At 59.4% G+C, this 13,313-nt stretch carries 10 protein-coding genes; 4 read left to right on the top strand and 6 right to left on the bottom strand.

Features of this window, described 5'->3' with window-relative positions; all coding sequences use genetic code 11:
* Positions 1 to 47: 47 nt before the first annotated feature.
* Positions 48 to 665, bottom strand: a complete 618-nt coding sequence (locus NLX71_RS10260; RefSeq protein ID WP_254363524.1) for a LysE/ArgO family amino acid transporter — start codon at positions 663 to 665, stop codon at positions 48 to 50.
* 158 nt (positions 666 to 823) lie between these two features.
* On the opposite strand from NLX71_RS10260, the gene NLX71_RS10255 reads away from it, so the two are divergent.
* Complete coding sequence (locus NLX71_RS10255; protein WP_254363523.1) at positions 824 to 2,272, top strand: aminotransferase-like domain-containing protein; 1,449 nt, start codon at positions 824 to 826, stop codon at positions 2,270 to 2,272.
* 139 nt (positions 2,273 to 2,411) lie between these two features.
* Entirely contained in the window at positions 2,412 to 2,786 is a 375-nt protein-coding gene (locus tag NLX71_RS10250; protein WP_254363521.1) for a cupredoxin domain-containing protein, read from the top strand.
* Positions 2,787 to 2,952: 166 nt separating this feature from the next.
* On the opposite strand, the gene NLX71_RS10245 is transcribed toward NLX71_RS10250, so the two are convergent.
* The 4 genes from NLX71_RS10245 to pheS all read right to left on the bottom strand — a co-directional run bounded on the left by NLX71_RS10245 (position 2,953) and on the right by pheS (position 10,378).
* Positions 2,953 to 3,519 carry a CvpA family protein gene (locus tag NLX71_RS10245; RefSeq protein WP_254363520.1) on the bottom strand — a complete coding sequence of 189 codons (567 nt, stop codon included), beginning with the start codon at positions 3,517 to 3,519 and terminating at the stop codon, positions 2,953 to 2,955.
* A gap of 3 nt (positions 3,520 to 3,522) precedes the next feature.
* Positions 3,523 to 6,750, bottom strand: a complete 3,228-nt coding sequence (locus NLX71_RS10240) for a hypothetical protein (protein WP_254363519.1) — start codon at positions 6,748 to 6,750, stop codon at positions 3,523 to 3,525.
* Between the two features lie 119 nt (positions 6,751 to 6,869).
* Positions 6,870 to 9,320 carry a phenylalanine--tRNA ligase subunit beta gene (pheT, locus tag NLX71_RS10235; RefSeq protein WP_254363518.1) on the bottom strand — a complete coding sequence of 817 codons (2,451 nt, stop codon included), beginning with the start codon at positions 9,318 to 9,320 and terminating at the stop codon, positions 6,870 to 6,872.
* 23 nt (positions 9,321 to 9,343) lie between these two features.
* Positions 9,344 to 10,378: a phenylalanine--tRNA ligase subunit alpha gene (pheS, locus tag NLX71_RS10230; protein WP_254363517.1), complete on the bottom strand. Its 1,035-nt coding sequence runs from the start codon at positions 10,376 to 10,378 to the stop codon at positions 9,344 to 9,346.
* Between the two features lie 575 nt (positions 10,379 to 10,953).
* Between pheS and NLX71_RS10225 the strand changes: the two genes are divergently transcribed.
* Positions 10,954 to 11,415: a carboxymuconolactone decarboxylase family protein gene (locus NLX71_RS10225; RefSeq protein WP_254363516.1), complete on the top strand. Its 462-nt coding sequence runs from the start codon at positions 10,954 to 10,956 to the stop codon at positions 11,413 to 11,415.
* Positions 11,416 to 11,511: 96 nt separating this feature from the next.
* Here the strand turns inward: NLX71_RS10225 and NLX71_RS10220 are convergent, their stop codons facing one another.
* Entirely contained in the window at positions 11,512 to 11,655 is a 144-nt protein-coding gene (locus tag NLX71_RS10220; RefSeq protein ID WP_254363515.1) for a hypothetical protein, read from the bottom strand.
* A 253-nt stretch (positions 11,656 to 11,908) separates the two neighbouring features.
* Between NLX71_RS10220 and efeB the strand changes: the two genes are divergently transcribed.
* Positions 11,909 to 13,219: an iron uptake transporter deferrochelatase/peroxidase subunit gene (gene efeB / locus NLX71_RS10215; RefSeq protein WP_254363514.1), complete on the top strand. Its 1,311-nt coding sequence runs from the start codon at positions 11,909 to 11,911 to the stop codon at positions 13,217 to 13,219.
* Positions 13,220 to 13,313 lie beyond the last annotated feature (94 nt).

The raw sequence follows: 13,313 nt of genomic DNA, 5'->3' as shown, positions 1-13,313 counted from the left end.
AGGCATGAGCGTCTGCGGCCGATTTTCTTCGTCTTCACGGAATACGGTCATACAAATAAGGAGTAAATCAAATAACAAGCCGTCCCCCAAATCATCAGAGCCGATATCCGGTTCAGCCAAGCGTGGAAACGTCCGGAAGCATCCAGCTTTCCTGTGATCCGACCGACGCTGGCCATCCCGATAAACCACAGCCATGATACGACGATGGCCGCAGCGCTAAACCCGACTTTATCCGCTCCCGTATAGTTCAGCGAGCTCGTTCCGATCACGCCGACGGTATCGAAAATCGCGTGCGGATTGAGCAGCGAGATTGACGCCGTAAAGGCAATTTGCTTCGAAATCCGGAACGACTCGGGCGAGCTTTGAACGGGCGGTCCCGAAGCCGATGCGGCTTTCCAAGCGTTCCAGCCCAAATAGAGCAAAAAGGCGGCGCCCGCGATGAGCAGCACCGTCTTCACCCAAGCAAACGCAAAAATGACAACGGAAACGCCTAAAACGGCGGCCAAAATCAGAATCGTGTCGCATAGGGCCGCTGTGACCGAAGCAGACAGCGCAAGGATGAACCTCCGCTGAACAACCCCTTGCTGGAAAACAAACAGGTTTTGCGCCCCTAATGGGAGGATCAACCCCAAAGCCAAAATAAATCCGTGCAGTACCGCTTGCATGTCCTCTCTCCTCCTGAAGCTATCTGAATAAATCTGGTCTTCGTCCATCATACCTCCCCCGGCGGAAAAGTCTTCAACCAAACGGTTGGTAAAGTACCCAACCAAAACAATCTTTGCTACAATCAGAGTAACCGCTTCGTACGGAGGGATGACCGCTTATGTACCGCATCGACTGGCAGCCGGACGAGAATTCGCCGCTGCCGCTCTATTTGCAAATCAAGACCTATATGAAACGCAAAATCGAAAACGGCGAGTGGCCGATCGGCAGCCGCATCCCGACGCAGCGACAATTGGCTGAGGCGCTCGGCGTCAATCGGTCCAAAGTCGTCACGGCGCTTCAGGAGCTGATCGCCGACGGGCTGCTTGAAGGCGACGGCCGCCGCGGCACGAAAGTGGTGAACAATCCGTGGTCCCTGCTAACCTCGCGCACCCCGCCCGACTGGGATTCGTATGTCCAGGCCGGCTGGCACCGGCCCAATCTGCCGATTATCCAAACGATCAATGAGACGGAATTTCAAGCCGGGATGATCCGTTTAAGCACGGGAGAGCCGTCTCCGTCGCTGTATCCGCAGCCGCTGCTCGGGGAGGTGTTCGGACGGCTTGCCTCCCGCATTCACACGCTCGGCTACGAAGAGCCGCGTGGGCTGCTGCCGCTGCGGGAACAGCTAAGCCGCCACCTGCAAGCGCTCGGCATCGTCGCTTCTCCCGCCTCCATCATGATCGTCTCGGGAGCGCTGCAAGCCCTGCAGCTTATTTCCCTCGGACTCGTCAAACCGGGAGCCACCATGATTACGGAAAACCCCTCCTACCTGCATTCCCTGCATGTATTTCACTCCGCCGGGGTCCGGTTAGTGGGGCTGGAGATGGATTCGGAGGGCATTCGACTTCGCGGTTTGACCGAACTGAAGCCCCAGCCGAACCGGATGCTGTATACGATACCGTCCTTCCACAACCCGACGGGCATCGTCATGTCGGAGCGGCGGCGCATCGAGCTGCTGCGGGAATGCGAGCGGCTGCAGCTGCCGGTGATCGAGGATGACGTCTATCGCGAGCTATGGTTGGATGCCCCGCCGCCTCCGCCCTTGAAAGCGCGCGATCCGAGCGGACTCGTCCTTTACTTGGGAAGCATCTCCAAGACGGTCGGTCCGGGCCTGCGCACCGGCTGGATGGTCGGACCGGAGCCGGTCATCCGGCGGCTCGCGGATCTCAAAATGCAGACCGATTACGGGTCAAGCTCGCTCTCCCAATGGGCGCTGACGGAATGGTTCGAACGAGGCTTTCATGAAGAGCATTTAAGCCGGGTGCGTGCCGTGTTAAGGCAAAGGCGCGACGATGTGTTGGACATGCTGCGGAAGCATTTGTCGGAGCTTGCGGTATGGAACGTGCCTGCAGGCGGCTTTTACATATGGCTGCGGATCGTGCCTCCGGTGTCCATGAATGCGCTGTTCGCACGCGCGCTGCAGGAGGGCATTCTGTTTAACCCCGGGACGGTGTACGATTCGCTCGGCGGGCCATACATCCGGCTCTCTTATTCCTTCGAATCGGCAGAACGCCTTAATTTTGGCCTGCGAAAGCTTGCCGGACTGATCCGGGAGCTTAGCTCCTAGCCAAAGTAAGCTTCGACAGGGGGTGACACGATGTTTTCATATTGTTGTCACCGTTCCGACACAGCCATTAGGCCGACGGTTGCTGTATCATGGGGGAAGAAAAATATTCCATGATGGCTGTGAAAGGGGACTGACCGGAATGAAAAAATGGATTGTAAGTATGGCAGCAGTCGGTTTGATCTTTGCCTTGTCCGCGTGCGGCGCGAAAGAAGCCCCGAAAGCTTCGGAGCCGGCCAACGGCAATTCGGCGGCTCAGCAGGTAAAATTGGTGGCCACGAATTTCCAGTTCGATCAGAAAGAATATAAAGTGAAAAAAGGCGAGGACGTGACGTTTTCGCTGGAAAACAAGCAAGGCATGCATGCCGTGCAAATCAGCGGCGTAAACGTCGGTTTGGACAACAACAACAAGACCAAGACGGTAAAAATCGACAAGGCCGGCACATACGATATCATCTGCTCTCTACCTTGCGGCCAAGGTCATGCTACGATGAAATCCAAGCTTATTGTGGAATAAGACCAGCCTGACGGCGAATTTTTCCAAAGCGGTTTCGTTTGTCCTGCGGGACGGACGGGGCCGTTTTTTATTTAAATTTTAAAGGATATAAAAGGGCCTGCTCCACGGCTTGGTTTATTCCAAGCGATGAAGCAAGCCCTTTTTTCCGTCATTCGAGTCTGCGGTTTCAGGATTCCCCCGCTTTGACCTGTCCGATGCGGTTGTTCCAAAGCTCCTGCAGCTTATCGGTCAAAATCGGCGTATGTTCCAGAACGTATGGCGTCAGCATGGAGTGTTTAAGCTGATGTTGCGCGCCGTCGTTCGGGATCACGGTCATGACATGGACGGCGATCACCGCGATAACTGCCGCTTCCGCGAAGCCGAGCGCGGCGCCGCTCCATTGATTGGCCTGCTTGAGTCCCGGCGCCGCCACCAGCCAGTTCAGCAGCCGCCCGCCGATGCTGAATGCGATTTTGACTCCGAAGAACAATATTGCAAACGCCAACGCATTATACACGTAAGTGTCCAGCTTCAAGCCTTTGGCTAAAAATTCATACTTCTGGTAGGTTTCATGCCTGGATAACGCAAGCGTACCGCCCACCAGCGGCGCCACGTCGTCATAAAAGAAAAAGGCGATCAAGTACGCCGCCACAAGACCGACGACCGATATCAGTTGACCGATAAAGCCGCGCGCGAACCCTAGAACCGTTCCGACGGCGAGCACCGCCAGAACGGTGTAATCCAATCCGTTCATTCGCTATTCCTTCTCTACAAGCTCGATCCATTCGTTATATTCGATCTGGAGCTTCTTGTACTCGGATTTCAAGTTTTGCAATTCTTCGAATACTTGCTCCGCCTTCACCTGATGCTGTCCATATTCGGCCTGCAACGTTTTGTGCTGTTTTATCTGCTCAGCAAGCTGCTCTTGAAGCTCGCTATACAGCTCGATTTGAAGCTCCAGCTCGTCCTTTTGCTCCGCCAGCTCGATCCGCAGCTGAGCTCCTTGCACCGCTTGCTCGGCCAGCTCGGCGATTCTCGCTTCCTGCGCAGCCAACCGCTGCTCTAACGTCACCCGCTCGTTCTGCGTCGTTTGCTGCCGATCCTCTAGCGCAGCACACTGCTCCTGCAAGGCACGGCTCAACTCTACGGCCGCTTCGCGTTCCCGGCGCTGGTCGGCAAGCTCGCGTTCGCGCTCGCCGAGAAGGTGCTGGAATTCCTCGTGACGCGCCTCCTGCGCAGCCGCCGCTTCGCGCAGGCCCGCTTCTTGCTCGGCCAAACGCCGCGCCAACTCGTCATGCAGCCCTTGCAGCTCGTCATAGAGCTCCTGATGCAAGCCAATCTCTTCCTCCTGTTCACGAAGCTTAGCCCGCAGTTCGTCGACCTGCGCCGCCTGCATCTCGCTGCGCTGCTCCCGTTCGGCAAGCTGCTGTCCAAGCTGCGCGATGCGCACCGCCAAGGCGGCCGCTTCTTCGTCGAACTGCTGCTTCGCTTCGGCCAGCTCTGTGGCACGCTTCCGCTCCAGCGCTTCCAGCTTGCGCTGCAGCTCCGCCTCTTGGGCACCGCTCTGTTCCCGTAATGCGGCCAGTTCGCCTTCGAGCTCGTTGTACAGCTCCTGCTGCAGCGCAAGCTCGTCTTCCTGCTCGCGCCGCTTGCTGCGCAGGGCTTCCAGCTCGGACTGTAGTCCGTCGCCGCGCTGCAGCTGCTCGCGCGTCTTTTCCAACTGCTCGCCAAGCTGCACCTCCAGCCGGCGCTTCTGTTCCTTCATCTCCGCCGCACGCTCGGCGTAGTGCATCTCCGCTTCGCGCGCTTGCTCCGCCAGCATCGCCTTCGCCGCGAATACCGCCTCGCGACTGCGCTCCCGCTCGGCTGCGAGCTGCTGCTCCAGCTCCGCTTGCTGCGCTGCTGCCGCGGCTGTCTGCGCTTCCGCTTCGCGCGCCTGCTCCGCCAGCAGCGCCTCTGCCGCTGCGGCTTCCTCGCGGCTGCGCTCCCGCTCAGCTACGAGCTGCTGCTCCAGCTCCGCTTGCTGCGCTGCTGCCGCGGCTGCTTGCGCCTCCGCTTCGCGCGCCTGCTCCGCCAGCAGCGCCTCCGCTGCTGCCGCTTCCTCGCGGCTGCGCTCACGCTCGGCTGCGAGCTGCCGCTCCAGCTCCGCTTGCTGCGCTGCTGCCGCTGCCGCCTGCGCTTCCGCTTCGCGCGCCTGCTCCGCTAGCAGCGCTTCCGCTGCGGCCGCTTCCTTGCGGCTGCGCTCACGCTCGGCTGCGAGCTGCCGCTCCAGCTCCGCTTGCTGCGCTTTCGCCGCTACCGCTTGCGCCTCCGCTTCGCGCGTCTGCTCCGCCAGCAGCGCCTCCGCTGCTGTGGCTTCCTCGCGGCTGCGCTCACGCTCGGCTGCGAGCTGCCGCTCCAGCTCCGCTTGCTGCGCTTTCGCCGCTGCCGCTTGCGCCTCCGCTTCGCGCGCCTGCTCCGCCAGCAGCGCCTCCGCTGCTGCGGCTTCCTCGCGGCTGCGCCCACGCTCAGCTGCGAGCTGCCGCTCCAGCTCCGCTTGCTGCGCTGCTGCCGCGGCCGCCTGCGCCTCCGCTGCGGCTGCTTCCTCGCGGCTGCGATCACGCTCGGCTGCGAGCTGCCGCTCCAGCTCCGCTTGCTGCGCTTTCGCCGTGGCCGCCTGCGCCTCCGCTTCGCGCGTCTGCTCCGCCAGCAGCGCCTCTGCCACCGCTGCTTCCTCGCGGATACGCTCCCGCTCGGCTGCGAGCTGCCGCTCCAGCTCCGCTTGCTGCGCTGCTGCCGCGGCCGCCTGCGCCTCCGCTTCACGTGCCTGCTCCGCCAGCAGCGCCTCCGCCGCAGCTGCTTCCTCGCGGCTGCGATCCCGCTCGGCTGCGAGCTGCCGTTCCAGCTCCGCTTGCTGCGCTGCTGCCGCGGCCAATTGCGCTTTCGCCGCTGCCGCTTGCGCCTCCGCTTCACGCGCTTGCTCGGCCAGCTTCGCCTCCGCTACAGATGATTGCTCCCGAAGCTCGCGTTCCTTCGCTTCGCTCAGCTCCTGCAGCTCGTTATAAAGCGCCACCTGCAGCTCGATCTCCTGCTGCTGGCCGGAAAGCTGCTCCTGTAGTCCGTCGAGCTGGTCGCTCAGCTCGGCGTACTGCTGTTCACGCTCCGCGAGCCGATTCGCCGTCTCGCCCCGCGCCAGCTCGGTAGCCTGAAGCCGCTCATCCAGCTCGCGTGCCCGGTTCTCTTGGGCTGTCAGCCGCTCCTGCGTCTGACGCTCCGCTTCCGCCTGCTTGCTCAGCTGCACTTCCTGCGAAGCGATCTTCGTCCGCAGGCCATCCCGCTCCTTGGCCTGCTCGGCCGCCCGGCGCTCAAGCTCCTGCTTCGCCTGCTCCAACTCCTGTATCCGCTGTCCGCGGCGTTCCGCTTCCTGCGCTTCGGCTGCGCAGCGCCCCTCGAACTCGCGCGCCCGCTCCAGCGTCTCAGCCAGCTTGCGCTCCAGCTCGCCGCTCAGTTCCAGTTGGCCAGTCAATCGCTCCCGGCTTTCGGCGAGCTCGCTTTCGAGAGTAGTCATATGCTCACGAAGCGGTTCCAGCTCGGCCCTCAGCGCTGTCGCTTCCACTTCGGCGCGCTCCCGCGAAGCCTGCTGCTCCCCGCGCTCCGCTTCGAGCTTGGCCAGCCGTTCACGCTCCGCCTCCAGCTCCTGCTGAAGCTGCGCATGGCGCTCGCTTAACCGTTCCAGCTCTTCGCTCGCATGTTCAAGCTGCCGCTGACGCTCCAATACCGACTCAAAATCATGACGCATCCGGCTCCATTCGTCCGCCATATTGACGGCCGCAAGCACCGCGATTTTAGGCAAATCAAGCCGCGGGCTGCTCTCCGAGATCTTGTGCATTTGATCGTTCACCAGAGAGGCCACTTGCTTTATATAGGAAGGGCTGGATTTCGAAACCAGCTTGTACTGGGTACCATAAATGTCGACGGTCATCCGAACTTTTTCTTCACCGCTCACTCGCCTTGCTCCCCTTTCCGAAACACAAAAAAGATTCTCCGTATCCTATAGACTTCGATACGGAGAATCGCTTTTCCTGCTGTCTTTTTCAGACTTTTGCCGGTCAAAAGGCGAGGGAATTATTTCCTAAGCTCGGCGCCGAACCCGGTCTCAAGGGCCGCTACGACACGGCCGTGCAGCTCGCTGACCTCTTCGTCCGTCAGCGTCCGCTCCGGAGTGCGGTAAACCAGCGAGATGGCCACGCTCTTCTTATCCGCGCCAAGCCGCTCGCCAGTGTAAATGTCGAACACCTGGATCGATTCGAGCAGGCTGCCTGCGGTTTCCCGTGTCTTGGCGAGCAGATCGCCGACGGGAACGCTGCGGTCCACGACGAGCGCCATATCCCGGCCGATAGACGGGAAACGGGGCAACGGACGGTAGGCAAAGCTTTCGCTTGCCAATTGCGTGAGCGTACCCAGCTCTACTTCGAGGACATATGTGTCCGCAAGGTCTTTTTGCTGCTGAAGCGCCGGGTGAAGCTGGCCGATCGTTCCGATAGTCTGGCTGCCGCTCGGCGTTTCGACAACGATCTGCGCACTCCGTCCCGGATGGAAGCCTTCCGGCTGGGCGGCCTCGTACCGGATGCCATCGATTCCGAGATAAGATACTACCCCTTCGAAAATGCCCTTCAAATCATAAAAGTCGACATCGGACGGTTTGCCGGTCCAATGCAGCTCGCTTCGTTTGCCCGTTAACAAAATTGCAAGCTGCAATTTCTCCTCCGGCTGGCGGCTCAGCGATTCCTCACTAGTTACGAATACGCGGCCGATTTCGAACACGGCGACATCGTCCTGATTCCGGTTCCGGTTATATACCGCCACATCGAGCAAATGTGGGATCAGGCTCGTACGCAGCACGCTGCGGTCCTCGCTCATCGGCATCGCCAGAGCAATCGGCTTCGCGTCTCGGTAAGCGCCCGCATACTGGCGGATTTGCTCCGGATGCGTGAACGTGTACGTAATCGCCTCATGCAGGCCGCTGCCCGTCAGCAGCGTCCGCGTCAAGCGGCGGATCGCCTGCTCCCGGGTAAGCGCGCCTGGCGTCGTGACCACGTTCATCAGCGTGGTCGGGATGTTGTCGTAGCCGTGCAGACGGGCCACTTCCTCGATCAGATCGACCGCGCGGGTAATATCGCCGCGGCGGCTCGGCACATGCACCAGCAGTCCGTCCTGCTCCAACGGCTCAACCGTGAAATTCAGCCGTTCGAAGATCGCCTTTACATCTTCAACCGACAGCTCCGTGCCGAGATATCCATTAATGCGGCTTACCGTCAACTCGATTTGCACCAGCTTGCGCTCTCCCGCCACCGCTTCGACGATACCGGACGCCACTTGGCCGCCGGCCAGCTCGGCGATGAGAGCCGCCGCGCGGTTCAACGCCGGAATGACTGCTTCCGGATTCGCTTCCTTCTCGAAGCGCAGCGACGCTTCCGAACGAAGTCCGAGCTGACGCGACGTTTTGCGGACCGAGGAACCGGCAAAGTTGGCCGACTCCAGCAGGATGCGCGTCGTTCCGTCCGACACTTCGGAGTTCGCGCCGCCCATGACGCCCGCTAGCGCGACCGGCTTCACTCCGTCGGTGATCAACAGCATATGCGGTTCCAAGGTGCGCTCCGCATCATCCAGCGTCACGAGCTTCTCGCCTTCGCGGGCAAGCCGCACGTCGATATGGCCGTTGTTCAGCTGATCCGCATCGAAAGCGTGCAGCGGCTGGCCGTATTCGAACATGACGTAGTTGGTCACATCCACGATGTTGTTGATCGGACGCACGCCGGCAGCCATCAGGCGGTTTTGCAGCCAAAGCGGCGACGGCCCGATTTTCACGCCTTCGATCAGACGCGCCGCGTAATGCGAGCACTGCTCTTTGTGCGAAATTTCCACGGAAATCCGGTCAGCCGCTTTGACGGCTGCCGCGCTGTCGTTCAAGCCCGCTTCCGCATCCGGCAGCTTCACCTCGCGGCCCAGAATCGCCCCGATCTCGTAGGCTGCGCCCAGCATGCTGAGACAGTCGGACCGGTTCGGCGTCAGGTCGAAGTCCATCACTTCGTCGTTCAACGCAAGAACGTCGAGGATGCTTGCGCCGACCTGCGTATCCTCCGGCAGCACCAGGATGCCTTCTTGAATTTCCTTCGGCAGCAGCTTGTCGTTCAAGCCGAGCTCCTTGGCCGAACAGATCATGCCTTGCGACTCGACGCCGCGCAGCTTCGCCCGCTTGATAACGAGACCGTCCGGCAGCTTCGCGCCGACGACGGCGACGGGCACCTTTTGCCCTGCGGCTACGTTTTTGGCCCCGCATACGATTTGCAGATCCTCGCCTTGGCCGACGTCAACGATACAGACGCTCAGCTTATCCGCGTCAGGGTGTTTCTCGCGCGATTTGACGAAGCCGACAACCACCTGCGACACGCCTTTGTTGCGGCTTTCCACGATATCGACTTCAATGCCGCTGCGGGTCAGCTTCTCCGCCAGCTCGGCGGCCGAATAGCCGCTGACATCCACATACTGCGACAACCATTGGTAAGATACTTTCATGATTTAGCCCACGCTCCTCTCGCTTACAAATGCACGAACTGCTTCAAGAAGCGCAGATCGTTCGTATAGAAATGCCGGATATCTTCAATGTCGTACTTCAGCATAGCCACCCGCTCGACGCCGAGACCGAACGCAAAACCGCTGTATTCCTCCGGATCGTAACCGCCCATTTCGAGCACGCGCGGATGTACCATCCCTGCCCCCAAAATTTCGAGCCAGCCGGTTTGCTTGCATACCCGACAGCCGCTGCCTCCGCACATGGCGCAGGTTACGTCCACTTCCACGCTCGGTTCGGTGAAAGGGAAAAAGCTCGGGCGAAGACGAATTTGCGTCTTGGAGCCGAACAGCTCGCGCACGAATTGGAGCAGCGTTCCTTTCAGATCGCTCATCCGGATGTTCCGGTCGATGACCAGTCCCTCGATTTGCGTAAACATATGGGAATGGGTCGCGTCATCGTCGTCGCGGCGGTATACCTTGCCGGGACAAATGATTTTGACCGGCGCATGCCCTTTCATTTTCTCCATCGTACGAACCTGAACAGGCGACGTTTGGGTCCGCATCAGAATTTCGTCAGTAATGTAGAACGAATCCTGCATGTCGCGGGCCGGGTGGTTTTTCGGCAGGTTGAGCGCTTCGAAATTGTAGTAATCCTGCTCCACCTCGGGACCTTCGGCTACCGTATAGCCCATCCCGATGAAAATATCCTCGATCTCCTCGATCACTTTGCTGATCGGATGCACCGCGCCGCGCGCCGCCGGACGTCCCGGCAGCGATACGTCGATCCGCTCCGCCGCAAGCCGTGTGTTCGTCTCCGCCTCGTTGTATGCCGCCTGCTTCGCCTCGATGACTTCCTCAATCGCGCCGCGAACCTCGTTAGCCACCTGACCGATGACCGGACGCTCCTCCGCGCTCAAAGCTCCCATCCCGCGCAAAATTTCCGTCAGCGGGCCTTTTTTGCCCAAATACTTGATCCGAAGGTCGGCAAGCTGCTGCTGGTTTTCCACTTGGGCCAGCTCGCGCAGCGCTTCTTCCTTCAATGTAAGCAATCGTTCTTTCATGCCTGCATTCCCTCCTTGTATGATTTCTACCGCCATGTCCGCGAACGCAAAAAAGGCTTTTCCATCCCGGTAAGGGACGAAAAAGCCGTGGTACCACCCTTGTTCAGAAGACAGGCGAAGCCGCCTTGAAGTCTTCTTTCTTCATTGAACGTAACGGTTCGTGAACTTGCGTTCGGACCGGTTCCTCCTACTTGCCGACGGGTCGGATAGACCGCGCGGGTTCAAAGGACTGCTCGGGAGCGAACTTCGGCAGCCTGGTTCTTCGGACACGCTCTCAATCTCCGGCGTCTCCTCCCTGTCAAGAGGCACTGCTTACTTTTCTCCGTCAACGCATTTGGCAGTATTCAGTATATGAGAAGTATTATATGCAAACCGGCGGCCGAATGCAAGCGCAAACGGCGCGATTCCTAGCATGTTCATGCGGGACATACGCACGGATCAATACTTGTCGACGGCTCGGACGCAATCGGCGGGAAAGCGGCAAGGGGGGGGGAATGGTCCGGTCACAAAATAAATCGCTGCATCGTCTTAGGAGTGTAAGCAAATAAAAACAAAAACCGAAGGAGTGGATTTGCATGAAGGTAAGAATGAATCATTACGAAGTGAACCCGAAAGTGTATGAGACGATGCTCGGCCTGGAGAAACTGATCGCAAGCAGCGGGCTGGACCACACGCTCTACGAGCTGATCAAAATCCGGGCGTCGCAAATGAACGGCTGCGCTTTTTGCCTCGATATGCATACGCAGGCGCTGCTGAAAGCCGGCGGCAACGAACACCGGATTCATCTCATTAGCGTTTGGCGGGAATCGCCATTCTTCACGGAAGCGGAACGGGCAGCTCTTGAGCTGACGGAAGCCGTGACGCTGATCTCGGACGGCGGAGTGCCGCAAAGCTTGTACGAACGGGTGCGTGAGCATTTTGATGAGAAACAATATGTCACGCTGATCATGGCCATCGTAACGATCAACGGCTGGAACCGGCTCGCCATCTCCACCGGCATGTTCCCGGGCTGCCTCGACCCGCAGTCTGCCGAGTAAAATGGCTTCTGGCGGACGGCGGGGTATTGATCGGGTAAGTTCATAAAGGATAGAGCAGCAGACCTGGTTCTGCCGCTTCTATCCTCTTTTCATTTTTTAGCAGCCGTTCATCTGCAACAGCAGCGGATCGATCTCGTACGGCTTGATGGCAAAAGCAATCGCGTTCCCTTCCTGCCTCTCGTCTGCCGGGGTCATCGGGTCCAACTCCCGCCACTCCTCGACCGGCAAATCGGTTGCCAACTTCACCTCGCACCCCGGATTCCGCCGAGATACGGCTTACGGCTGTCGCAAATTCGTAACATGAGACGGTTGAAAACAACCGAATTCTGAATTACTGTAAAAAAGAAACTGATTGGTCTCTTTTTAATCCATCCTAACCCTGTGAGAACCATGATAACGGTTAACGCAAAAAGAGCTGCAGCTCGATACCATGTGTACCGAAACACCGCCGGTCTTGCCGGGATTGACGCATAAAATCAAGGGGGCTTTTTCAATGAACCGTACGCCTGAGGAAGAAAAGAACACAACCACGGAGGAACTGCCGGAAGTGGAGGGTGAATCGATCAGCCGGCGCGACATGCTGAAACTGACCGCCATTGCCGGAACCGGCGTTGTGATGGGCATGAGCGGGATGGCAACCTTCATGTCTCTTAAACGCGCCGATCCGGGCCCGGGCTCCGGCACGCCGGTGACGAAGCCTCAAGTGAATGCTGACGATGCCGTCCCTTTTTTCGGTCCGCATCAGGCCGGGATCGTCACCCCTCAGCAGCCGTACGTATGCTTCGCCGCATTCGATATTTTGCATGAGGATGCCGGGCAGCTATTGAAATTATTGCAAGAATGGTCCGCCTCCAGCGCTATCATGACAGCCGGGAAGCCTCTGAAAGAAGGCGAAGACGTCACCTCGCCGCCGACGGATACCGGAGAAACGAAGGGGCTCTCCCCCTCGAATCTGACCCTCACGTTCGGGTTCGGACCCACGCTGTTCCAAAGCAACGGCAAAGACCGCTTCGGCCTCGCCTCCGAGCGGCCGGCCGAGCTATCGGATATTCCGCCTATGCCCGGCGACCAACTCAACCCGCAATGGTGCGGCGGAGATATCGGGGTGCAGGCATGCGCAGACGATCCGGGCGTCGCTTTCCATGCGATCCGCAACCTGGCTAAAGCTTCCAAGGGCACCGCGGCGATCCGCTGGGTTCAGAACGGCTTCATCCGAGCCCCCGACGGGCAGACGCCGAGAAATCTGTTTGGATTCAAGGACGGCACGGCCAACCGCGAGCTCGATTCGGATGCGGCAAGATCGCAGCACGTCTGGGTAGCATCGTCCGACACGCCCGCATGGATGGCGAACGGCTCTTATTTGGTCGCGCGCAAAATTCGCATGTTTCTGGAGCAGTGGGACCAAGCCACGCTCGCCGAGCAGGAGATCACCTTCGGTCGACTGAAGGAGAGCGGCGCTCCTTTTGGCAGAAACAATGAATTCGACCCGGCTCCGCTGGGCCATTTTCCGGGAAGCTCTCACGTGTGGCAAGCCCGCAGCGCGGGAACGAAAATGCTTCGCCGGGCTTATTCCTACGTCGACGGGATCGACGCTGGGACAGGCGATTGGGATGCCGGCCTCTTATTTATCAGCTTTCAGCGGAGCGTCAAACAGCAGTTCATTCCCATGCAGTCCATTCTGGCGAAGCTGGATGCGCTCAATAAATTTACTTCGCATGTGTCCAGTGCCGTGTTCGCTTGTCCGCCCGGTGCGGGAGAAGGCGGATTTGTCGGCGAGACGCTGTTTCGCTCCGGAAGCCGTTAGCTTCCATGCGAATCCCTCCATCGCAGGAAAAGACGCCGCGGGTCTGTTTTTATCGGATCGTATTGCGGGTCAGTCCACGCCAAAAAGGGCTAAT

The organism is Paenibacillus sp. MZ04-78.2, from assembly GCF_024213375.1.
Taxonomy (GTDB): domain Bacteria; phylum Bacillota; class Bacilli; order Paenibacillales; family NBRC-103111; genus Paenibacillus_G.
The sequence above is the reverse complement of the archived record's forward strand: the minus strand, read 5'-3'. Positions and strand labels throughout refer to the sequence as shown.

Excerpts from the sequence above, each read along its gene's own strand:
- NLX71_RS10260 (WP_254363524.1), bottom strand. The coding sequence starts at position 665 with ATGCAAGCGGTACTGCACGGATTTATTTTGGCTTTGGGGTTGATCCTC.
- NLX71_RS10255 (WP_254363523.1), top strand. The coding sequence starts at position 824 with ATGTACCGCATCGACTGGCAGCCGGACGAGAATTCGCCGCTGCCGCTC.
- NLX71_RS10250 (WP_254363521.1), top strand. The coding sequence starts at position 2,412 with ATGAAAAAATGGATTGTAAGTATGGCAGCAGTCGGTTTGATCTTTGCC.
- NLX71_RS10245 (WP_254363520.1), bottom strand. The coding sequence starts at position 3,519 with ATGAACGGATTGGATTACACCGTTCTGGCGGTGCTCGCCGTCGGAACG.
- pheT (WP_254363518.1), bottom strand. The coding sequence starts at position 9,320 with ATGAAAGTATCTTACCAATGGTTGTCGCAGTATGTGGATGTCAGCGGC.
- pheS (WP_254363517.1), bottom strand. The coding sequence starts at position 10,378 with ATGAAAGAACGATTGCTTACATTGAAGGAAGAAGCGCTGCGCGAGCTG.
- NLX71_RS10225 (WP_254363516.1), top strand. The coding sequence starts at position 10,954 with ATGAAGGTAAGAATGAATCATTACGAAGTGAACCCGAAAGTGTATGAG.
- efeB (WP_254363514.1), top strand. The coding sequence starts at position 11,909 with ATGAACCGTACGCCTGAGGAAGAAAAGAACACAACCACGGAGGAACTG.